General features: G+C 44.1%; 22 protein-coding genes and 1 other annotated feature. Of the genes, 1 reads left to right on the top strand and 21 read right to left on the bottom strand.

Annotated elements, in window-relative coordinates:
* Positions 1-35: 35 nt before the first annotated feature.
* Complete coding sequence (locus ABE28_RS16835) at positions 36-524, bottom strand: dUTP diphosphatase (protein WP_064465955.1); 489 nt, start codon at positions 522-524, stop codon at positions 36-38.
* Between the two features lie 109 nt (positions 525-633).
* On the opposite strand from ABE28_RS16835, the gene ABE28_RS16840 reads away from it, so the two are divergent.
* Complete coding sequence (locus ABE28_RS16840) at positions 634-1,017, top strand: hypothetical protein (protein ID WP_064465956.1); 384 nt, start codon at positions 634-636, stop codon at positions 1,015-1,017.
* Between the two features lie 49 nt (positions 1,018-1,066).
* Here the strand turns inward: ABE28_RS16840 and ABE28_RS16845 are convergent, their stop codons facing one another.
* From ABE28_RS16845 to hflK, 20 genes are all read right to left on the bottom strand, one after another.
* Positions 1,067-1,636 (bottom strand): TVP38/TMEM64 family protein, encoded by a 570-nt coding sequence (locus tag ABE28_RS16845; RefSeq protein ID WP_064465957.1) that lies wholly within the window; start codon positions 1,634-1,636, stop codon positions 1,067-1,069.
* Positions 1,637-1,700: 64 nt separating this feature from the next.
* On the bottom strand, positions 1,701-1,973 hold the full coding sequence (locus ABE28_RS16850; protein WP_064465958.1) for a DUF1294 domain-containing protein: 273 nt from the start codon (positions 1,971-1,973) through the stop codon (positions 1,701-1,703).
* Between the two features lie 69 nt (positions 1,974-2,042).
* Entirely contained in the window at positions 2,043-2,402 is a 360-nt protein-coding gene (rplT, locus tag ABE28_RS16855) for a 50S ribosomal protein L20 (RefSeq protein ID WP_034309067.1), read from the bottom strand.
* A 35-nt stretch (positions 2,403-2,437) separates the two neighbouring features.
* Positions 2,438-2,638, bottom strand: coding sequence for a 50S ribosomal protein L35 (rpmI, locus tag ABE28_RS16860; RefSeq protein WP_034309070.1), 201 nt, complete (start codon positions 2,636-2,638; stop codon positions 2,438-2,440).
* A 34-nt stretch (positions 2,639-2,672) separates the two neighbouring features.
* Positions 2,673-3,173: a translation initiation factor IF-3 gene (infC, locus tag ABE28_RS16865; protein ID WP_057911473.1), complete on the bottom strand. Its 501-nt coding sequence runs from the start codon at positions 3,171-3,173 to the stop codon at positions 2,673-2,675.
* A gap of 98 nt (positions 3,174-3,271) precedes the next feature.
* Positions 3,272-3,408 (bottom strand) — a sequence feature (ribosomal protein L20 leader region).
* A 127-nt stretch (positions 3,409-3,535) separates the two neighbouring features.
* A complete protein-coding gene (locus tag ABE28_RS16870; protein ID WP_064465959.1) occupies positions 3,536-4,030 on the bottom strand; it encodes a GNAT family N-acetyltransferase in 495 nt (164 codons plus the stop codon).
* A gap of 32 nt (positions 4,031-4,062) precedes the next feature.
* A complete protein-coding gene (locus tag ABE28_RS25160; RefSeq protein WP_156775811.1) occupies positions 4,063-4,239 on the bottom strand; it encodes a hypothetical protein in 177 nt (58 codons plus the stop codon).
* Between the two features lie 89 nt (positions 4,240-4,328).
* Positions 4,329-6,260 carry a threonine--tRNA ligase gene (thrS, locus tag ABE28_RS16875; RefSeq protein ID WP_064465960.1) on the bottom strand — a complete coding sequence of 644 codons (1,932 nt, stop codon included), beginning with the start codon at positions 6,258-6,260 and terminating at the stop codon, positions 4,329-4,331.
* Between the two features lie 417 nt (positions 6,261-6,677).
* Positions 6,678-7,514 (bottom strand): sporulation protein YtxC, encoded by an 837-nt coding sequence (ytxC, locus tag ABE28_RS16880; RefSeq protein ID WP_064465961.1) that lies wholly within the window; start codon positions 7,512-7,514, stop codon positions 6,678-6,680.
* Positions 7,515-7,636: 122 nt separating this feature from the next.
* The gene (dnaI, locus tag ABE28_RS16885; RefSeq protein WP_064465962.1) at positions 7,637-8,575 is read right to left on the bottom strand and encodes a primosomal protein DnaI; all 939 of its coding nucleotides are present in this window, start codon (positions 8,573-8,575) and stop codon (positions 7,637-7,639) included.
* Positions 8,559-9,974, bottom strand: a complete 1,416-nt coding sequence (locus ABE28_RS16890; RefSeq protein ID WP_306807300.1) for a replication initiation and membrane attachment family protein — start codon at positions 9,972-9,974, stop codon at positions 8,559-8,561. Before ABE28_RS16890 ends, dnaI begins: the two co-directional genes overlap by 17 nt.
* A 64-nt stretch (positions 9,975-10,038) precedes the next feature.
* Complete coding sequence (nrdR, locus tag ABE28_RS16895) at positions 10,039-10,500, bottom strand: transcriptional regulator NrdR (RefSeq protein ID WP_057911467.1); 462 nt, start codon at positions 10,498-10,500, stop codon at positions 10,039-10,041.
* A 224-nt stretch (positions 10,501-10,724) separates the two neighbouring features.
* Positions 10,725-11,105 (bottom strand): adenosylmethionine decarboxylase, encoded by a 381-nt coding sequence (gene speD / locus ABE28_RS16900; protein ID WP_064466142.1) that lies wholly within the window; start codon positions 11,103-11,105, stop codon positions 10,725-10,727.
* A 653-nt stretch (positions 11,106-11,758) separates the two neighbouring features.
* Positions 11,759-12,796: a glyceraldehyde-3-phosphate dehydrogenase gene (locus tag ABE28_RS16905; protein ID WP_064465964.1), complete on the bottom strand. Its 1,038-nt coding sequence runs from the start codon at positions 12,794-12,796 to the stop codon at positions 11,759-11,761.
* A gap of 159 nt (positions 12,797-12,955) precedes the next feature.
* The gene (gene coaE / locus ABE28_RS16910; RefSeq protein WP_064465965.1) at positions 12,956-13,555 is read right to left on the bottom strand and encodes a dephospho-CoA kinase; all 600 of its coding nucleotides are present in this window, start codon (positions 13,553-13,555) and stop codon (positions 12,956-12,958) included.
* 24 nt (positions 13,556-13,579) lie between these two features.
* Positions 13,580-14,212: a sporulation membrane protein YtaF gene (gene ytaF, locus ABE28_RS16915; RefSeq protein ID WP_064465966.1), complete on the bottom strand. Its 633-nt coding sequence runs from the start codon at positions 14,210-14,212 to the stop codon at positions 13,580-13,582.
* Positions 14,213-14,289: 77 nt separating this feature from the next.
* Complete coding sequence (gene mutM / locus ABE28_RS16920) at positions 14,290-15,120, bottom strand: DNA-formamidopyrimidine glycosylase (protein WP_064465967.1); 831 nt, start codon at positions 15,118-15,120, stop codon at positions 14,290-14,292.
* A gap of 19 nt (positions 15,121-15,139) precedes the next feature.
* Entirely contained in the window at positions 15,140-17,764 is a 2,625-nt protein-coding gene (polA, locus tag ABE28_RS16925) for a DNA polymerase I (RefSeq protein ID WP_064465968.1), read from the bottom strand.
* Positions 17,765-17,891: 127 nt separating this feature from the next.
* Positions 17,892-18,824, bottom strand: coding sequence for a protease modulator HflC (gene hflC, locus ABE28_RS16930; RefSeq protein ID WP_064465969.1), 933 nt, complete (start codon positions 18,822-18,824; stop codon positions 17,892-17,894).
* Positions 18,821-19,846 carry an FtsH protease activity modulator HflK gene (gene hflK / locus ABE28_RS16935; RefSeq protein ID WP_064466143.1) on the bottom strand — a complete coding sequence of 342 codons (1,026 nt, stop codon included), beginning with the start codon at positions 19,844-19,846 and terminating at the stop codon, positions 18,821-18,823. Before hflK ends, hflC begins: the two co-directional genes overlap by 4 nt.
* Positions 19,847-20,077 lie beyond the last annotated feature (231 nt).

A 20,077-nucleotide genomic window follows, 5' to 3' on the forward strand; every position in this document is an offset into this window, starting at 1 on the left:
AGAATAATTATACAAAAAATAGATTGCATTAACAATCAGTAGCCCTGCTTTTGGCGTTCATAGTTCACTTCATTTTTGCTCACGTATGCCTGCTCCACATCCGCTGCGGAAAATCCGAGCATTTCCCCTAAAGAAAGATACTCCGCAAACACCTTTTGATACGCTGTTTCCGTCAGCTTGGTACGGAATTCACTGATGTAGCCATAAATCGCAATGAATTGAGCCGTAAGATCGGCACCATGCTCCTCTGCTTCCGATGGGATTTCCGGTACAAAGCCAATTTCGATACCGAGGGAGAGAATGAAATGAATGCCATCCACGTATTCAGCCAAAATCGTCTCTTTCCCGGCAGGTCCTTTAAGACTCCAGAATTTAAAGCATCTCGTTTCATTAGCCAGCTCTCCAAGCTCCACTAAAAGAGCGAGAATTTTTCGTTCGACCAAGTTTTCAGCATTCAGGTCATGCTTTGTTTGAATATGCTCATCTAAAGCTGCCTGCATCTCCAATAATTTCACTATGTTCATTTTCATCACCACTTTCTATCATCATCCATTAAATTATAACAAATAAATGAAACTTATTAAAAACCCATACGTAAATGAAGGGAATCACTCTGTTTAGGGAGGTCGCTCCATGGTATTGATCATGCGGTTCATTCTTTTGGCTCTCATCATCTTCTTCATATACACGGTCATCAAATATCTATTGAACCCGAAAAGAAAATTAGAGCTTGCACATGAACAGAAAAAGTACTTTCTTCTCGATGACACAGCGAATATCCACAAGAATTTTTTGTTGACGTACAACGGAGTCATGTTTGAAGGGGAAAAGTATTTAGGAACGACGGAGCGCGCCTTCGAGGTCATATCGATCTTCATCTGGCCTAAAAAGGTCGCCGGCTTGAAGGGCTTGAAGCGAAATGACTTTTTAAAAATCGAGGCATCGATAAAAAAACAATATCCCGATGCGTCTATTGATTGGAAAAGTCCGGTAAAGGAATTTTTGAAAAAAGAATGAAGCCACGCATGAAGAGCCTTGAGGGAAATGAACCCAAGGCTCTTCATGTCTATTCATGCGATCGGAAAAATTCCTTCCAGGGGACGACTGTCTGCTTCTCTCTCAATAAATAGAGCAAGACCGTTAAGGATAATAAAATGATGACAATCAGCGTTGGGCTGAAGTCTGAAATATAGTGGCCAAAAACCGTGTAAACGAAGGCAACGGGGATATTAGTCATGAAGGAAAGGTAAAAATAATTTTTCAGCCCTTTATTGGATTCCAATAAGCAAAGCGACAATAAGTAAAAGTGGATGAACGGTATGAGCCGCAGTACAGCAATCTGCCGGCTGTTCAGCTTTCGATTCCCGAATAATTTATTCTTAAGCCGGAGCAGCTTATCCTTCGTTTTCGGAAATTTGCCTATCACGAAATAAAACACCATACTCGACAACGTCAAGCCGATTATCGAATAGATCGTTCCAAAGGCTGCCCCGAATAACACACCGCCGGATATGCAGACGACAATGACGGGAATGAATAAAAATTGCCGTAACAAATGAAACGCGATAAAAATCAATGGTGCAAACACACTGCCGGATTGAACGTAGCTCATCACAAGTGTCAGTTTATCATTCATGCTCTCCCTCCAGCTACTTCTTGCTGCTTCCTTCAAGCATATACATTATATGGGCTACATATGACTATTGAATGAATATCTTGAGGCATACGCCTATTTGGATGACCATCAAGATTGGCAGTCCCCATTTAAATGCAGCATGCTTCGTCTTATGGCGAAAATGCTTCATCCCCAAAAAAGCTCCTGTCCCTCCGCCGATGAACGCCCAGAACCATAGCGTCTTTTCACTGATCCGGTATTCCCGGGCACGCGCTTTCCTTTTGTCGATTCCCATTATCGCGAATCCGATGATGTTCGTGATGACCATATACACCATGATGATCCATGCTCCCTGCATCCAGATTTCCTCCTTCGTCTATGTAAAAAGCCACCCTCTTGAAAAGAGAGTGGCTGATATCAGTCAGACTTATTTGTCTAATTGTTGTTTAGCAGCAGTTGCTAATTGAGCAAAAGCTTGTTCGTCAGCAACAGCAAGATCTGCAAGCATTTTGCGGTTCACTTCGATACCAGCTAGCTTTAGACCATGCATTAAACGGCTGTAAGAAAGACCGTTGATGCGTGCAGCTGCGTTGATACGAGTGATCCAAAGTTTGCGGAAATCACGTTTTTTCTGACGACGGTCACGGAAAGCATAGTTTCCTGACTTCATTACTTGTTGGTTAGCTACTTTGAAAAGAATATGTTTCGCGCCATAGTAACCTTTAGCTAATTTTATTACCTTTTTACGACGTTTGCGAGTAACAGTACCGCCTTTTACACGTGGCATGTTATTTCCCTCCTATTTAACTCGATAAATCGAACTTATTTAATGTTATCTAGCATATGACGAATACGTTTGAAGTCACCTTTGCTTACAAGGCTAGCTTTGCGAAGCTTACGCTTTTGCTTAGTAGATTTGTTAGCAAATAAATGGCTTGTGTAAGCGTTAGAACGCTTAAGTTTACCGGATCCAGTCTTTTTGAAACGTTTAGCAGACCCGCGGTGAGTTTTCATTTTAGGCATAAGGTATTCCTCCTCATTACAAATTACTTTTCAATTACTTTTCAGCTTTTGGTGCCAAGATGATGAACATGCTGCGTCCATCCATTTTAGGGTGTTGCTCGATTGTAGCCACTTCTTTACATGCTTCGGAAAAGCGAACGAGTACACGTTGACCAATTTCCTTATGCGTAATTGCACGTCCTTTGAATCGGATAGAAGCTTTTACTTTATCGCCTTTTTCAAGGAATTTAATACCGTTGCGAAGCTTCGTATTGAAATCATGTTCTTCAATCGTCGGGCTCAAGCGAACCTCTTTCAGACTGATGACTTTTTGATTTTTACGTGCTTCCTTGTCTTTCTTTTGCTGCTCGAAGCGGTGTTTTCCGTAGTCCATGATCCGGGCTACCGGAGGCTTTGCATTTGCAGCAACTAAAACTAGATCAAGATTTACACGAGCGGCAATTTCCAATGCTTCGAATTTCGTTTTAATTCCAAGTTGTTCTCCGTTTTGGTCAATAAGACGAACTTCACGGGCTCGGATGCCCTCGTTTACCATCGCGTCTTTACTAATAGTTAGCCACCTCCAAAGATATTGGCGAATACGAATATTTGAATCAATTCGGTCACGCTCACAACTCGCTTACAGGATATAATCATAATAAAAAAGTGTGGATGCATGCTGCACCCACACTGATAGACTCATTCAGAAAGATCCAAATAATCAAATCATGACCTGTTAACTGCATTGCTTGCGTCAACCAGGTGAGAAGCGGGTGCTTCTTCTTTTCCTCAAACACGTATTCAATTCACTTTAGAAATATATCATAAACACTGATGACTTGTCAAATGCTAATTTTATTCGTTTTTCACAACAAAATTAATATTAGCAGACATTCTGTTATTTGACAATACGTTTTTTCAAAGTAATTTGGACAAAAGATATTCATCATGAAACTTCCCATCAAAAAACAGGGATTCACGCCTTACGCCCTCTTGTTCAAACCCCATCTTAGCATACAGCGAAAGCGCGGGAGCATTATTTGCGATCACAGACAATTCCAGGCGCCGGATTCCATTGAGGCGGGCAAACTTCTCCATTTCCTGGAACAACTTAACCCCGATGCCTTTTCCCCGATCCTTTTCACGGATGCCGATGACGATCTTGGCTGAATGCCTTGTTCTCTCGAGCCCGTTCCCGACCAACAGTAAATAACCATGGAGATCATGGCCGCTTGCAGCAACAAGGAATACGGAATTGCGATTTTTTTCTATTTGCTCCAATTGTCTTTCCATTTGGATGTCCGTAGCTTTTCTTTCACCTGGGTTGAAAAGCATATACCCGGAATCTTCAACATGATTGAACAAAGCTGCCAATTCATCACTGTCTTGCCTCAAGGCCCTTCTGATTTCCATTTGCGGCCATTCCCCCTTTACTTCTTAAGGTGTTAGTCTAAAGAGTTTTCTTTTGCTTTCTTCTTTTTTTCGATCGAATCCCAAGAAAAGAGAATGATCCAAAAAAGCAGGACCGGGACAATCGCATACTGTCGATAATCGTCCAACACCAATAAAATGATGATGGCAAGAAATGTTGGCCCGAATAGATAAGAGAATTTCTTCTTCATTCTGACCCTCCTTTTCAATGTTGTGGTGGTCTCATTTTATCATGACTGAAACAAAAGAGGGACACAACAAATGTGCCCCTCTTTTGCCGTTAGCGGCTTACTTCCGCTTTAATCGCTGCAACGAAATCTTCAAAAGCGATCGTTTCCGATTTTTGTTCACCGTATTTACGTACATTCACACTGCCCTCTTTGGCCTCATTATCGCCAACAACGAGCATGTATGGGATTTTTTGCATTTGCGCTTCGCGGATCTTATAACCGATTTTCTCGTCACGTGTATCCAGATCGACGCGAATGCCTTGTGCTTTAAGTTTTTCTTGCACCTCTTTCGCATAATCCAAATGCACTTCTGGAGAGACCGGGATCACTTGTGCCTGGATAGGTGCCAGCCAAGTCGGGAATGCTCCCTTATATTCCTCGATCAAGTACGCGACGAAGCGTTCCATTGTCGAAACGACACCGCGGTGGATGACGACCGGACGGTGCTGCTTGCCGTCTTCCCCGACATAATTAAGATCAAAACGTTCAGGAAGCAGGAAATCCAGCTGTACAGTGGAAAGCGTTTCATCTTTCCCTAATGCGGTACGCACTTGAACATCTAGCTTAGGACCGTAGAATGCCGCTTCACCTTCCGCTTCAAAATAATCCAGTCCAAGTTCATCCATGGCATCTTTTAACATGCCTTGCGCTTTTTCCCACATCGCATCATCATCAAAATATTTTTCTGTATCTTGCGGATCGCGATAGGACAGACGGAATGAATAATCCTTGATATCGAAATCTTTATATACTTCGAGGACAAGGTTCACAACACGCTTGAACTCTTCTTTGATTTGATCTGGACGGACGAATATGTGGGCATCATTCAATGTCATCCCGCGTACACGCTGAAGGCCGGAAAGCGCACCCGACATTTCATAGCGGTGCATCAAGCCAAGCTCGGCTATCCGGATCGGCAGCTCACGGTAGCTGTGAATACTGTTTTTATATACCATCATGTGATGCGGGCAGTTCATCGGACGTAAAACGAGCTGTTCGTTTTCCATCTCCATGACAGGGAACATGCCGTCCTGGTAATGATCCCAGTGTCCGGATGTTTTATAAAGGTCCACGCTTCCCATTACAGGTGTGTAGACGTGGTCATAGCCCAGCCGTTCTTCCTTGTCGACGATATACCTTTCGATCGTCCGGCGAATGGTCGCACCTTTTGGCAGCCACATCGGCAGCCCCTGCCCGACTTTTTGTGAGCTCATGAACAAGTCCAATTCCTTGCCGATTTTACGGTGATCCCGTTCCTTGGCTTCTTCGAGGAAGCGCAGGTGCTCGGCCAATTCTTCTTTTTTATAGAAAGCCGTTCCGTATATTCGCTGAAGCATCTTGTTTTTGCTATCGCCTCTCCAATAAGCACCAGCGATGCTCAAAAGCTTGAATTCCTTGATCTTCCCAGTTGATGGAACGTGAATTCCACGACAAAGGTCAAAGAATTCCCCTTGCTCATAAAGCGTTACCTGCTGATCGGCAGGAATCGCATCGATCAGCTCCAGTTTATACTCATCGCCAATTTCTTTAAAACGGGAAATGGCTTCATCACGACTGACCTCGATACGGGATACTTCCAAGTTTTCATTGACGATTTTCTTCATTTCTTTTTCAATCAATGGGAGATCCTCGGGAGTCAATGATTCCTCTAAGTCGATATCATAGTAAAAACCGCCCTCGATGACTGGTCCCACACCGAATTTAGCATTCTTGTACAAGCGTTTGATGGCTTGGGCCATTAAGTGGGCTGTACTGTGGCGCAGCACTTCAAGTGCATCCGGTGCGTCCTGTGTAACGATTTCAATCGTCCCGTCTTCAAGAAGCGGACGTTTCAAATCATATAATTCACCATTGAATTTTCCGGCAATGGATTTTTTCCTTAAACCAGGACTGATCGATTGCGCGATGTCTTCAGTTGTTGTGCCTTTGGCAAACTCCTTAACCGCTCCGTCAGGAAAAGATATTTTCAGTAATTCAGACATTCAGTTTCACTCCCTCTTATTGTTCGGACAATTTCCTTGCAGGCAGCTGATTCCAATACAACACAAAAAGCCCGCCCCTGTATGAATACAGGGACGAGCTTAGTAATAGTAATCATTAACCCGCGGTTCCACCCTCGTTCCATTTTGCTTTTCAGGGCAAAACGGCACTTGTAACTTGGTAACGGCAGCTTCCCGTCAGCTCATATTCGCAGGAATGCCTGCTTTCCGAGCCGAAGTTTAAAGGTGGTAAGTGTTCCATGCGAATAGGAAGCTTTCAGCCTGTTGGCTCCCCTCTCTGCAAATCGAATATCAGAATACCCTTGTCCTCATCATAACTTTTGTTTTTTTATAGTATGTAGGAAATTATAAGTTGTTATACGGGGAAAATCAAGGTTAATTTTCTCTTTCCGATGAAAGTCATTCATTTGCACGGGAAAATGACGAAAGTGGCAGAACAGTCGCACGCTCTTCAAAAATCCTTGAGATCGTTTGAATGAGCCCCTCTTCCTTGTCATCTGTATAAATATATAAGTTCACGGGTGCGATCGAAAGCAGCGGGGCCAGTATCACCGTGTCGAGAAAAAGTGAACTTTTGGCAAGAAGCCTCCTATCGATCAAACTATTGATTCTCGGGCGGTCGAGCTTAGTGAATGCCTGATCATAGAAATGAAACCCGTCACTATTGACGAGGTGAAGCTTCGTGAATTTCGGCTCTTGGCCAAAAAGGCAATCACGCAGCGTCGCGATGAAATTTTGGTAGTCCTGTTCCAATTTATATTCATCAATCGCCTTCACCACATACTTCTCCAACGTGTGCTGGAATGACTTCAACCGAAAAGTCGTAAAGGAATCGAATGAAAAAGATACCTTCCCCTCCAAAATGCTTTGCAGGCCGAACTCTATTGATTGCTTCTCATTATCGAATGCCGCATCCCCATTCACGGCCCTTTCCCCATCAATGATCGAGGAGGCGATTTCAATGATCGCTTCGATTTCCTCCCGTTCCCTATAAAAAAATTTCCCGACGATTATTTGTTCAAGTACAGTAAGCGTCTTTTCTTCCAATAAAAAAGAATGGAATGAGTCACGAAGCAAAATCAACCATTTATCCGCCGAAGACTCCGATATATCCACATGCATTCCTTGTTGCGGAAGAAATTGAATGCATGTTCGAAATTCTGCCCCAAGTGGATGGACAGAAACGAAATCAAGCAATTTCAATGCCTCTGAATCATTTTGAAACGAAATTTGCACTACGACATCCCCCCTTCCCCCTTGCTTCTTTTTTCAAGTATATGGGGGTGGGGACAGGTTTAGAAGTGGATGGGAGCTGTAATAAAGAAAAAAAGTGACCTCTTATCAGAGACCACTTCCCTTTATCTTCTGCGGTTCACTCCATCCAGTCTTACAGGCTCCGCTAAATATTGAATTCTTTCCAAAACCCGGGCCGCCTTCACTTCTTCCTTCTCACCACGCTGTGAAAAGGTCAGGTGATTCTCGAGTCCATCCATATCAAAATTCGAAGTGAAAAACGTCGGCAGGTTTTCCAGCATCCTAAATTGCAATATCGGCCCGAAGACCTCGTCACGGCCCCAACTCGTCATGGACTCTGCCCCGATATCGTCCAGCATGAGGATAGGTGCCGTTTTCACCATCTCGATTTTTTCGTTGACCGTATTATCTCCGATCGAACCCTTAAGCTCCCTTAAATAGTCAGGTACATAAACAATAAGGGAGGCAATTTGCCTTTGGGCAAGTTCATTGGCGATCGCACCTAGCAAATACGTTTTTCCCACGCCGAACTTCCCATATATATAGAGACCCTTCTGACGTTTTCCCGGTTCATACTCCATAATGAACGACATCGCTTTACTTAAAACATTCAAGCGTTTGTTTTCATCATCCGTCTGGGTAAAGTCCTCGATCGATGCCCTTAAAATATCCTTCGGCACGTAAAGGCTGCGGATCAATTTTTCCCGTTTACGCTTTTCATCCTCTGCGTGCTTCCGCGGGCAAACTTCATAATGCAGATTCAATGCCTTCCCTTGAACGACCAGTTTCGGATAATATCCATGCATCATATTGATGCAGCCATCCAAGCTCGGGCATTTGTCGCACTTATTGCTTTGTGAAGTGAATTCATAAAGCTTTCCGAGGTTTTTATCGATCATTTCCTTCGTGACGGTCGAACTGTTGGCATTCAAGTAAAGCCGGACTTGCTCGTCTGCAAAAATCTCCTGTTTAAGCTTTTCGTAACGCTGTTGAAATTGGTTCGTATTCGCCAATTTATTAAGCGATCTATTGATCTTTTCCATCGTTCATTTCACCTCCTGCTTTCCATTGCTTCCATTTCTCCTGAAGATCACGTTTTTGGGCATCGAGTTCAGGCTGATCAGCTTTCTGCTCCTGCACAGCTGTTTCCTTTTTCTCGAGCCATTCCGGAACCACTTCTTCCCGAATTGCCTTTTTCCTTCCGCCTTTGGCCGCATTCCTGCTGCCTTGAGCCCAGTCCTGATATTTACGGTGTTCATTTTTGGCTAGCTCCATCGCCTCGATGACGGTGGAAACCTTCAGGCGTGCCCAATGGCCTGCCAGCTTCTCCACATAGCCCTTCAAGAATTTCATATCCGTTTTGAGCATGACATATTCTATCAGGACATTGACGACGCCAGGATTGAGCTTTTGATTGATCATCACGCCTTCCACGACCTTCAAATCTCCGCTTGATGGCTCTGCACCACCGGAAAGCTGCATTAGCCGCTCGCGCGGTGAGATTGTTTCCAAATGGCGGATCAGCTCTTGTTCCTGTGTTTTCGGTTCTTCTTTTTGTGTCCGCTCACGAATAGGCTGCACACGATTGACAAGGGACGGCATATCTGCCTGCCGTTCGATTTGGTACCAATCCCTTGCCGCTTTTCGAAGATTCTCCTCATCGATCTCATCATCCAATGAAACGGCATCCATCACTAGCTTTTGCATTTCGAGCGGATCGATGCCATATAAAAAAGCAAGTTTGGCAATCGTGCTTTTAATTTTCGGCGTAAAGGCCTTTTTTGGTACGATCGAGGATTTCATTCCTGCAAATAACAGCTCAAAATCGAATAGGCTATCGAATCCCGAAGGCTCGACCCCATCCACCCGGTCAATGAATTGCTGCTCAGGCACTGGCTTCCATTCATTTTTCGCTTCGTCGGTTACATATAAAGAGTCCAAATGATCGGATGAGAAGACTTCCGCAAAAGATTTCGTCACCCGGTCATATTGATCTGTCCCAATTTGATCATCACAAAAGAATCGCTTTAACCGGTTGAACTGCGCTTTGCCAATTTTTTTGTATAAGTAGATATTCAGCATCCCATCCGTGAAAAACTGCTGAGGGGACAGCGGCGGGTTCAATTCATAGATGAATTCCTTCGAATCATTCTTCGATTGCTTATATACATTCAGCAAGCCTATTCCCTCCAGTAATAGACGTGCTTCATAAATGTCGCCTAACTTCATGCCGATGGTATTCATCAATTGATAATGTGAGGAGGTTTCCGACCATAACCTGTTTTCCTCAAGCTCACTCCACAGCGTCATGTATAGGCTGATGCAGATAGGTCCAATAAGAGGTTGATATAGTCGGGTCAGTATTTTCCGATCATAATCATGAAGCAGCCCCGCAGATGAAACCAAGTATGAATCCGCTGGGAGCAATTCTTGCCAATGCATTGACATCTCCATTCAAACCTTTCAAAAGATGTAGTGAAAAAAGAGCCAAAGTGAATCTTCAGCTCTACTTTCTTTCTTTATTGATCAAATCCTTCAGTTCATCGATAAAGACATTGATATCTTTAAATTGCCGATAGACGGATGCGAACCTTACATAGGCAACCTCATCGACTTCCGCCAGCTTGTCCATCACCATTTCGCCGACATTGTCGCTTTTCACTTCCGATATGCCCTGGTTGCGCAGTTCTTTCTCTACATAACTGGTAATTTGCTCTAGCTCCTTCAAGGGAACCGGACGTTTTTCGCAAGCCCTGATTAAGCCACGCAGGATTTTATCACGACTGAACTCTTCGCGTGTCCCGCCTTTTTTGACTACAATAAGCGGTGTTTCCTCCACCTTTTCAAATGTCGTGAACCGAAAACCACATGCCTCGCATTCACGGCGACGTCGAATCGATTTGCTTTCATCGACTGGCCTGGAATCGAGCACTCTTGTTCCATTATATTGACATGATGGGCATTTCATCATTATCAGCTCCGTATTTTATGTAGGACTCCCCTATCTAAATGTTCCCCAAGTAATTTATCTTCTAGCTCAATCTTATATTAAAAGGAACGGCCAGTACAAGTAAAAAGTGTAACTTGAAGGCAGCAGCCGTTATCTTCCTTTATTTCAGGACCTTCTGAAAAGAACGAATCATTGCATTAAAAAAGAGATGCACCCATGGCATCTCTGTGTATACGTGTTTTTTATAGGGCACTTATATTGGTTTTTTTCATTTGTACAGGACCTAATCCACGTGGCAATTCGATGTTTTCACGTGTTTGCGCATTTAAAGCTTCTGCAATATAATCTGCCGCAATGTTCGGATCCAAGTTACCGCATGTATAGACATCAATGCTCGCATAGCCGTGTTCCGGAAAACTGTGAATCGTCAAATGTGATTCAGAAATGATGACAACCCCGCTGACTCCTTGTGGAGCAAACTTGTGAAAGGCAACTTCGCGTACCTCTGCACCTGATTTCAAAGCAGCATCAACAAATATCTGTTCAATCAAATCGATATTGTTCAGTTTTTCAAAGTCACAACCCCAAAGTTCAGAAATGACATGTCTACCCATTGTTTCCATAGTGTAAGCTGTTTCCATATTAAGCTTCCCCCTTACAATGATTAAAATTAGTTCTGATAACTACCACGGGGGAAAGTTAGTCCAAAGAGGTCCTAACCCTTTAAGTAGCCATCATGCGAACCGTCTTTTGAAGAAGTTCACGATTCATAGTATATATTGTTTGAATTTTTTTTGCAACTCCAAATTTGAAGTTTTGGAAAGATAAACTGCATTTGGAAAAGGTATATCAGCTTTCCAAGCAGCCAAGATTGCCTTTATTCCAGTTTATCGCGACACCTCATCACCGTAAGCAACTAGATCAATCTGTTGAAAAAAGACTTTCATGTAGGTCGTTTTAAGAACTCGCGAGTAACGCTCCAAAATGGTGACAGAAAGCAGTAATTAGGAGGAGAACCCGGGTCAAATTGGCTGGTAAAGGAAGAAAGTGACGAGAAACGGCCTCCGACAGCGTGTGAAAAGCGCAATTTTTATGGGAATCCGCCTCAAAATCGATGCAAAGCCAAAAACCTCGAGTCATAAGAAGTTGGAATCCAGCTTTCCCCCCATTCCTTACTGTAATTGCCCATTACCTAAAGACAGCGGAACAAAAAAAGATGTCGCCTGCAAATGCAGACGGCATCTTTACAAAAGGACATGTTAAAATTCCAGCAGGCTTATTTGACTGATAATTCAACTTCTGACGTTTTTTTCAATTCGGATGCCACCAGTTTCACAAGATCGACTACCCGGTTGGAGTAACCCCATTCATTATCATACCAAGCAAGTACCTTGACTTTCCTGTCACCAATCATCATCGTTGTCAGCCCATCGATGATGGCGGAATGGGGATTGGTTTTGAAGTCACAGGAAACCAGTGGTTCCGTCGTGAACTCCAATATCCCTTTCAGTTCATTTTCCGAGGCATCAATGAATGCTTGGTTCACGTCATCGATGGTGACATCTCTGTTTAAGTCCACAACAAGGTCGACCAAGGACACGTTAGGTGTAGGTACGCGGATAGCCATTCCATGAAGCTTGCCTTTTAATTGAGGCAGCACGAGGGAGATGGCTTTTGCAGCTCCTGTCGTCGTAGGAATGATGCTTTCCGCAGCGGCACGCGCGCGTCTTAAGTCTTTATGCGGGTTATCGATATTATTTTGATCATTCGTATAAGAATGGATTGTTGTCATCAAGCCGTTATTGATGCCGAATTTCTCATCAAGCACCTTCGCAACAGGTCCAAGGCAGTTAGTGGTGCAGGATGCATTGGATATCACAAAATGCTTGTCAATTTCCAGCACTTCCTCATTGACGCCCATGACAATGGTAACGTCTTCATTTTTACCCGGTGCAGATAATATTACCCGTTTTGCCCCTGCTTCCAAATGAAGAGCCGCTTTAGATCGTTCATTGAATTTGCCTGTAGCTTCGATTACGATATCTATGTTCATCTCTTTCCAAGGCAATTGCTTTGGATCGCGGTTATTGATTAGCTGTACCCGGCGGCCATTCACAACAAGTGAATCATCCTCCGCTACAATGATTCCGTCAAATTTACCATGTATCGTATCATACTTTAGTAAATGGGCTAAAGTTTCAGCAGGATAGCTTGCATTAATGGCAATAATGTCCAAACTCTCATCTAATATGGCCTTTCGGAAAACCATTCTTCCAATTCTCCCAAATCCGTTAATCGCTATTCTTGCATTCATTGTTCGGACCCTCCTGAAAATATTAATGTTATACTTATTACCCCTCTTATGTAATTAGTATAACATATTTCAGTTTTATTGTGCTAATAAAATTGCGGATTGTTTCTTTTTTTTCAACACAAAAGGAAGAAACACAATGGTTCCTTCCTTTTGTGTAAACTATATGACATGCCAATCGTTAAGTATGGCCCTGACCTGCTTCTTCGTTTCCGTCAGTTCACCATTATTATCAATGACCGCATCCGCTAAAGCTTTCTTATCGGCTAAAGGCATTTGTGAATGAATTCGGGCAAGGGCATCCGCTTCCGATAGGCCATTCCTATTCATCAAGCGTTCCAACTGAACTCTTTCATCCGCATAGATCAAAAGCGTTTTTTCCACCATGTATGTCAGCTTGCTTTCGAATAAAAGCGGAATATCCATGAATACCGTTTCTTTGCCTTCAGCAAGCGCTTCTTCCGTTTTGAGGCGCATCCATTTTCTAACGGCCGGATGCACAATGCCATTCAACAGCAGCCGTTTTTCCCGATCATGAAAGATGATCGCCCCCAGCTTGGCGCGATCAATAGTCCCATCCGCCAATAAAATATCTTTACCAAATGCACGCAACACTTGCTGATAGGCCTCTTCACCAGGCTCAACGACAGCACGGGAAGCCAAATCTGCATCTATGATCGTGAAACCGAGCTCCTGTAAATAGAGGCTGACACTGCTTTTCCCGCTGGCGATCCCCCCGGTGATTCCGATGATTTGTCCCATAAGCTCCCCCTTTTACATCTTTTATCATAACTTGTATAACCCGATTAAGATCAATAGTACACCCGGAAGAAAGGTCAAACGCTGAACCACTTTATTATTTGAAAGCAATTTCCCGCTTTGAATTCCGCTCCATATGAAAATTGAACTCATGACAGCGATGCATGCGGCAAGGATAATGGGGGAAATTCCGATCATGGCCGCGCCAACACCAGCCCCGAACGCATCAAGCGATAAGGCGAATCCTAGGACGAGCGCTTCGATTCCGGTTATCGTACCTGATTTGTCAAAATCGGCATTCAATGGTTTTTGTAAAATATTGATGACGACCCCGAGTGATTTAATTTCAAAATTGAAGATGATCTTCTCATGATAACTATCTTCTTTCTGATCTTTGTCCGGCTTGAAATACTGGTATACCATCCAGGCACCAAGGAAAATGAGAATGATGCCTCCCGTTTTTTCTGCCGCCCCGATGGATATGAGCTGACTGATGAATTGCCCGATGACCATCGCTATGCCTAGACTCAATGCAGAACAAAATGAGATGACCGCTATTGACTTAAGCGGAATCTTCATTTTCCGCATACCAAATGTCATGCCTACACCAAATCCGTCAATACTAACTGCAAAAGCAAGAAAAATAATCTGTAGCCACATCGGAATATTGCTCCTTCCCTTCTCGTTGCTACCTTAGTATATGGAAGGAGCCCATCCGATGTGTGTGAATGCACGAGCTAAATTAGCGGCTGGCATACTGGGCAAATATGTGTGCCGCGCCCTGCTACAACAAGCTTTTCAAGTGGCGTCCCGCATGTTTTGCAGCTCTCGCCCTTGCGCCCATAGACATTCAGCTCGAGCTGAAACATGCCGATTTGCCCTTGGGAGTTGACATATGAACGAATCGTGCTTCCTCCCTTTTCGACAGCCTCACCTAGTGTGGCAATGATTTCAGCATGAAGCTTTTCGATTTCTTCCAAGGAAAGCGAGGAAGCTATCCTCTCGGGATGGATGCCGGAACGGAATAACGACTCGTCCACATATATATTCCCGATTCCGACGACAACCGTTTGGTCAAGGAGCACCGGCTTGATTTTCCTGTTGGTTCTTGCCAATTTAGCCCTGAGCCCCTCGACAGTGAAATCCACCGATAACGGTTCAGGTCCTAAATGCAGCAATGGCAGTCGCTCTAATTCCTCCCCTTTGGCAAATAAGTGCATCGTGCCGAATTTACGAACATCGCGGTACCGGAGTTCGCTGTCATCCGTGAATGTGAAAATCACATGTGTATGTTTATCATACGGTTCTTCCTTTTGATGCACCCCGTATTTGCCTTCCATCCTTAAATGCGAAACCATCGAATATTCATCCAAGGTGAAAATGAGGAACTTGCCCCGCCTGCCGATCGCTTGGATCGTCTGCCCCTTCAATGCATCCTGAAACTGTTCGATTGGCTCGGGCGCTTTAATGATTTTTGGCCAGAAAACGGACACTTCCTTAATCTCTTTTCCAAGTACGAGCTGCTCTAACGTTCTTCTGACTGTTTCCACTTCTGGAAGTTCTGGCATTGCAATCACCTATCTTTTCTTATTTGGCATCAAACCATGTTGGCCCGAAGGCATAATCCACTTTAAGAGGCACATTCAATGCGATGGCATTTTCCATTTCCTCAGGAACGATCACCTTCAGGATTTCGAGCTCCTCCGGCGGAGCTTCAAAAATCAATTCATCATGCACTTGAAGAAGCATCCTCGTCTTGAGTCCGTCCTTAATCAGTCGCTTGTTCATGTTTATCATCGCAAGCTTGATGATATCGGCGGCACTTCCTTGAATCGGTGTATTCATCGCCGTACGTTCGGCAAAGCTCCTGATGTTGAAATTCCTGCTTGTGATCTCAGGTATATAGCGCCTTCTTTGGAGGAGGGTGGTGCTGTATCCTTTTTGACGAGCTTCATGTATGCTTTCTTCCATATATTCCTGTACACCCGGAAAGCTCCTTAAATACTTCTCGATGAACTCCCCAGCTTCTTTTCTCGTAATGCCCAGGCTTTGTGATAGCCCGTAGTCACTTATCCCATAAACGATCCCGAAGTTAACCGCCTTGGCCTGGCGTCTCATGTTCGATGTGACTTCCTCAGCCGATACATGGAAGACGTCCATCGCTGTTTTTGTATGGATGTCCATCCCAGCCTGGAATGCTTCCACAAGTCCGCTGTCATTGGCAATGTGTGCCAACACGCGTAATTCGATTTGCGAATAGTCAGCTGCGAAAATGATCCAATCCTTTTCGGAAGGAATGAAGGCCTGCCTGATTTTTCTTCCTTCCTCAAGCCTGATCGGGATATTTTGCAGATTCGGATCTGTCGAGCTTAACCGGCCCGTCTGGGTCAGCGCTTGGTTGAAACGGGTATGCACCTTATCGGATTTGCCATTGACCACTTTTAGCAAGCCTTCGATATATGTGGATTGCAGCTTTCCAAGCTGCCGGTACAGCAATATATCCTTCACGATATCATGCTTGCTCTCCAGCTTTTCCAGCACATCTGCTGATGTGGAATACCCTGTTTTCGTTTTCTTCATGACCGGAAGCTCCAACTTTTCAAAAAGTATGGCCCCAAGTTGTTTAGGTGAATTGATATTGAAGGCTTCTCCTGCCAAGTCAAAAATTCTGGCTTCGATCGTCCTTAAGCGGACGGCCAATTCCTGCCCCATATTTTTCAACCGGCCAATATCCACCTTGATGCCCTGCCATTCCATGTTTGCCAGGATGATCGATAATGGCAGTTCAAGATCCGTCAATAAATGATATTGCTCAAACTCATGAAGTCTATCGATCATCGGTTCTTTCAATGAAAGTATCGCCTTGGATTTCCGGGCAATATGCTCGCTCAATTCAGCTTCACCTGGGATCATGCGTTTTGCGCCTTTTCCATAGAATGCATCATCGGTTTCAAGAGGTACCGCCCCTTGGGTTTTGGTGATTTCCGCCACTTCAGCCACTGACTCTGCAGGATCCAGGATATAAGAAGCTAAAAACACATCAAAATCGATTCCCTTGATGTCGACTCCCCGATGGCGAAGTGCCACCACGGTGCGCTTCGCATCGAAAACCGTTTTCTTTTTCGTTTCATCCTCGGCCCAGGATTTGAATGGCCCCGAGCTCAATGCACTGTCACCATGGAAGTAGAAATGACCATGCTCATTACTGATGGCAATCCCGATGATGTCCGCGCGATGGTAATTATCTTCTAGGATTTCGACATATAGAGCACTATCATCCGTGAACATCCCTTCTGTCATTTCTGCCGTATTGACCTCTATCTTTTCCTGCTCAAGCGGAACACTTTCCGTCACATCCAATTTATCGAGCAAGGTCGAAAAGCCTAGCTCTTTATAAAATGAAATGACCCGATCCTGGTCCATCCCGCTGTACTCGGTCTCGTTCAGGGACACATCAAGCGGCGCTTCCCTCGTTATCGTGGCAAGCTCCTTGCTTAAAAGAGCCAGATCCTTGTGTTCTTCTATTTTCTCTTTCAATTTTTGTCCGCTTACCTCCCCAGTTGACTGAAGGAGGTTTTCGACCGTTTCAAATTGATGCAACAGTTTAAGGGCCGTTTTCTCGCCAACCCCAGGAATCCCGGGAATATTGTCGGAAGCATCTCCCATCAGCCCTTTTAAATCAATGATCTGCATAGGGGATAGCCCGTACTTTTCATGTATATGCTTTGGCGTATATTCCTCAATTTCAGTAATTCCCTTTTTCGTTATCGAAACCGTCGTACTAGGGGAAGCGAGTTGCGTCAAATCCTTATCACCGGAAATGACTTTGACTTCGAATCCATCTTTTTCTGCTTGTAACGACAGTGTACCGATAATATCATCCGCTTCGTAATTCTCCAGTTCATATCGTTTGATTTGAAAACAATCGAGTAATTCGCGAATGAAAGGAAATTGCTCGGACAGTTCAGGCGGCGTTTTCTGGCGTCCGCCTTTATATTCCTTGAAGGTCGCATGCCTGAATGTCGTCTTGCCCGCATCAAACGCTACAAGTATATGCGTCGGTTTTTCCTCCGCGAGTATGCGGTTGAGCATCATCGTGAATCCGTAAACGGAATTCGTGTGCACCCCTTTATCATTATTCAGGAGCGGAAGCGCAAAAAATGCTCGGTAAGCAATGCTGTTCCCATCTATGAGTACTAATTTTTTATCCATATCCGTCTACCTCCAGACCAACTGGTTTATGTATTTTCAGCTTCTATTCATACCGCAAAAAAGCCGTTCATTTTCTCCCTCTATTCTACCATGAGTAGAAGCGGAAAGAAAAATGACGGCTATGCGATTATTTTGTATTCCCCATTAACAAGCTCGCATAAGGGGAATCCGATGGCAGTACGATGACCGTTTGATCGCCGATCGTTTTTTTGTAGGATTCAAGAGTCCGGTATAGTTTATAGAATTCCGGATCCTTGGAAAAGGACTTATTATAGATTTTCGCTGCTTCCCCTTCTCCTTCCGCCCTAATCACTTCGGCATTCGCCTCCGCAGTCGAGAGCAATTCCTTCACCTTCCGATCCGTATCCGCAATGATCCGGTTTTTCGTCGCGTCACCTTTGGACAGGTACTCCTGCGCTTTCGATTCACGCTCGGAAATCATCCTTTTGAAAACGGACGCTTCATTTTCAGCAGGTAAATCCGTCCTTTTTATCCGGACATCCGTCAAGCTGATGCCATAATGGTCATTTTGCAGCAGCGAGTTGACCTTTTCCGTTATGCGGTCATTTAAACTTCCTCTGGACGACTTCTCATCATTGATGATTTCATCATAATTCAATTGGCCCAGCTCTGAACGAACGGCTGAATAGATGAACTCCCCCATTTTCGTTTCCGCATTTTCTATCGTCCGTGCATTTGTAATCAACTTCTTGGGATCTTCGATTCTCCATACTGCGTAGTTATCGATCAGCATTCTTTTTTTATCTTTCGTATTGATTTCCGCCTCGGATACATCGGAACTCATTTGATACTTCGGCAAGGTCATTACGCTTTGGATGAATGGCGCTTTCACCTTTAATCCAGGGGTTTTGTCGATCCTTACAACCTCACCGAATTGACGGACGACTTTGTATTCTCCCTCTTTGACGATATAGACATTGGTGAATATGATCAGCAGCAGCACGATGAAAATAATGAAGAAAATGCCAATCCTGAAATAGCCCCTCCAATGAAAGTCGCCTTTTTTCAGCTCAGTGAAATCGATTATTTTCCCGCTCATTGTTTTGCGCCCCCTTCCGCTTTTCCTTCAGATGGATCCTGCTTTTTCGTTTCAGTATCAGAAGCCTTATCTTCGGAAGCTGGCGCTTTTTTCGTTTCCTCTTTTTCCAGGGAACGAAGCGGCAAATATTTCATCGTATTTCCATCATCATTCATGATATAAATCTCGGCATTCGGTAATACTTCTTCAAGTGTCTCAATAACAAGGCGGTCCTTCGTGATTCCCTTATTGCCTTTATACTCACTATATAGCTTTTCAAAAACAGCTACATCCCCGCGAGCGGACTCGGTACGGGCAGCTTTATCCCCGTTGGCCTGTGAAATGATGGCGTCTTTTTCCCCTTCCGCTTCATTCATCCGTTTATTTTCATATTTTTCAGCTTCGTTTCGTTTCGTATTAGCCGTTTCACGAGCATCCGTCACGTTCGTGAACGCTTTCCGCACTTCTTCATTCGGTAACTCGACATCCTGGAGCTTGACGGCAGAAATGGAAATCCCAACATCATACTTCTCCATCAGCTGGGTCAATAATTCCCGTACATCCGCTTCGATTTGCGCTTTCCCGGAAGTGAGTGCATCATCGATTTCCGTGCTGCCGATGATGCTCCTTAATGCAGCAGAAGTGGTGTCATATAATATTTTTTCTGGGTCATCCGCATTATATAGATATTTTGGAGGGTCCGTGATTTTCCACTGAACAACCAGGTCGGCCAGCACGATATTTTCATCACCCGTAATCATTTTCGTCTCACTCGGGTAATCCTTCATCTCTCCGTCCTCTTCCTTATATCCGAACTTAAGGCTGAACGTTTCTTTCGATAGCTTCTCAACCGATTGTATCGGCCAAGGCAGTTTAACGTGAAGACCTGGTTCCGTGATCGTCTCCTTTACCTTACCAAACGTCATGATGACAGCCTGATCGGATTCATCGACCGTATACCAGGTCGATATCGCAACAACCCCCAAAATTAAAATAAGAAAAACAAGTCCTGTGATCGTATAGATCCTTTTTAAGCTAACGATATGTATCACCCCTTCTTTGCCGTTATATCTTATTTACGCAAGAAGGGGCCTAAAGTTTCATGAAAATGAAATATTTACCTGACTAAACAATTGGGAGATACCCACAATCGGACATGACACAAAATAAAAGACAGAGACGATTTGTCTCTGTCCTTGCTTAACTCCTTGGATGAGGGGCTGTACAATCATTGTATCCCGCCATTATGAAGTCGATTTTAAGGAATTGTAAAG

Origin of the sequence: Peribacillus muralis, from assembly GCF_001645685.2 — a bacterium.
Classification (GTDB): domain Bacteria; phylum Bacillota; class Bacilli; order Bacillales; family DSM-1321; genus Peribacillus; species Peribacillus muralis_A.

What these genes read in the sequence shown, in the direction of transcription:
- ABE28_RS16845 (WP_064465957.1), bottom strand. Translation starts at nt 1,636, where the DNA reads ATGAATGATAAACTGACACTTGTGATGAGCTACGTTCAATCCGGCAGT.
- thrS (WP_064465960.1), bottom strand. Translation starts at nt 6,260, where the DNA reads ATGTCTGAATTACTGAAAATATCTTTTCCTGACGGAGCGGTTAAGGAG.
- rpmI (WP_034309070.1), bottom strand. Translation starts at nt 2,638, where the DNA reads ATGCCTAAAATGAAAACTCACCGCGGGTCTGCTAAACGTTTCAAAAAG.
- ytaF (WP_064465966.1), bottom strand. Translation starts at nt 14,212, where the DNA reads ATGTGGCTACAGATTATTTTTCTTGCTTTTGCAGTTAGTATTGACGGA.
- rplT (WP_034309067.1), bottom strand. Translation starts at nt 2,402, where the DNA reads ATGCCACGTGTAAAAGGCGGTACTGTTACTCGCAAACGTCGTAAAAAG.
- speD (WP_064466142.1), bottom strand. Translation starts at nt 11,105, where the DNA reads ATGGAAACAATGGGTAGACATGTCATTTCTGAACTTTGGGGTTGTGAC.
- infC (WP_057911473.1), bottom strand. Translation starts at nt 3,173, where the DNA reads ATGGTAAACGAGGGCATCCGAGCCCGTGAAGTTCGTCTTATTGACCAA.
- coaE (WP_064465965.1), bottom strand. Translation starts at nt 13,555, where the DNA reads ATGGGACAAATCATCGGAATCACCGGGGGGATCGCCAGCGGGAAAAGC.
- ABE28_RS25160 (WP_156775811.1), bottom strand. Translation starts at nt 4,239, where the DNA reads ATGAAGAAGAAATTCTCTTATCTATTCGGGCCAACATTTCTTGCCATC.
- ABE28_RS16840 (WP_064465956.1), top strand. Translation starts at nt 634, where the DNA reads ATGGTATTGATCATGCGGTTCATTCTTTTGGCTCTCATCATCTTCTTC.
- dnaI (WP_064465962.1), bottom strand. Translation starts at nt 8,575, where the DNA reads ATGGAAAAGATCAATAGATCGCTTAATAAATTGGCGAATACGAACCAA.
- ABE28_RS16870 (WP_064465959.1), bottom strand. Translation starts at nt 4,030, where the DNA reads ATGGAAATCAGAAGGGCCTTGAGGCAAGACAGTGATGAATTGGCAGCT.
- mutM (WP_064465967.1), bottom strand. Translation starts at nt 15,120, where the DNA reads ATGCCAGAACTTCCAGAAGTGGAAACAGTCAGAAGAACGTTAGAGCAG.
- ABE28_RS16905 (WP_064465964.1), bottom strand. Translation starts at nt 12,796, where the DNA reads ATGAATGCAAGAATAGCGATTAACGGATTTGGGAGAATTGGAAGAATG.
- nrdR (WP_057911467.1), bottom strand. Translation starts at nt 10,500, where the DNA reads ATGAAATGCCCATCATGTCAATATAATGGAACAAGAGTGCTCGATTCC.
- ABE28_RS16890 (WP_306807300.1), bottom strand. Translation starts at nt 9,974, where the DNA reads ATGCATTGGCAAGAATTGCTCCCAGCGGATTCATACTTGGTTTCATCT.
- polA (WP_064465968.1), bottom strand. Translation starts at nt 17,764, where the DNA reads ATGGATAAAAAATTAGTACTCATAGATGGGAACAGCATTGCTTACCGA.
- hflC (WP_064465969.1), bottom strand. Translation starts at nt 18,824, where the DNA reads ATGAGCGGGAAAATAATCGATTTCACTGAGCTGAAAAAAGGCGACTTT.
- ABE28_RS16835 (WP_064465955.1), bottom strand. Translation starts at nt 524, where the DNA reads ATGAACATAGTGAAATTATTGGAGATGCAGGCAGCTTTAGATGAGCAT.
- ABE28_RS16850 (WP_064465958.1), bottom strand. Translation starts at nt 1,973, where the DNA reads ATGCAGGGAGCATGGATCATCATGGTGTATATGGTCATCACGAACATC.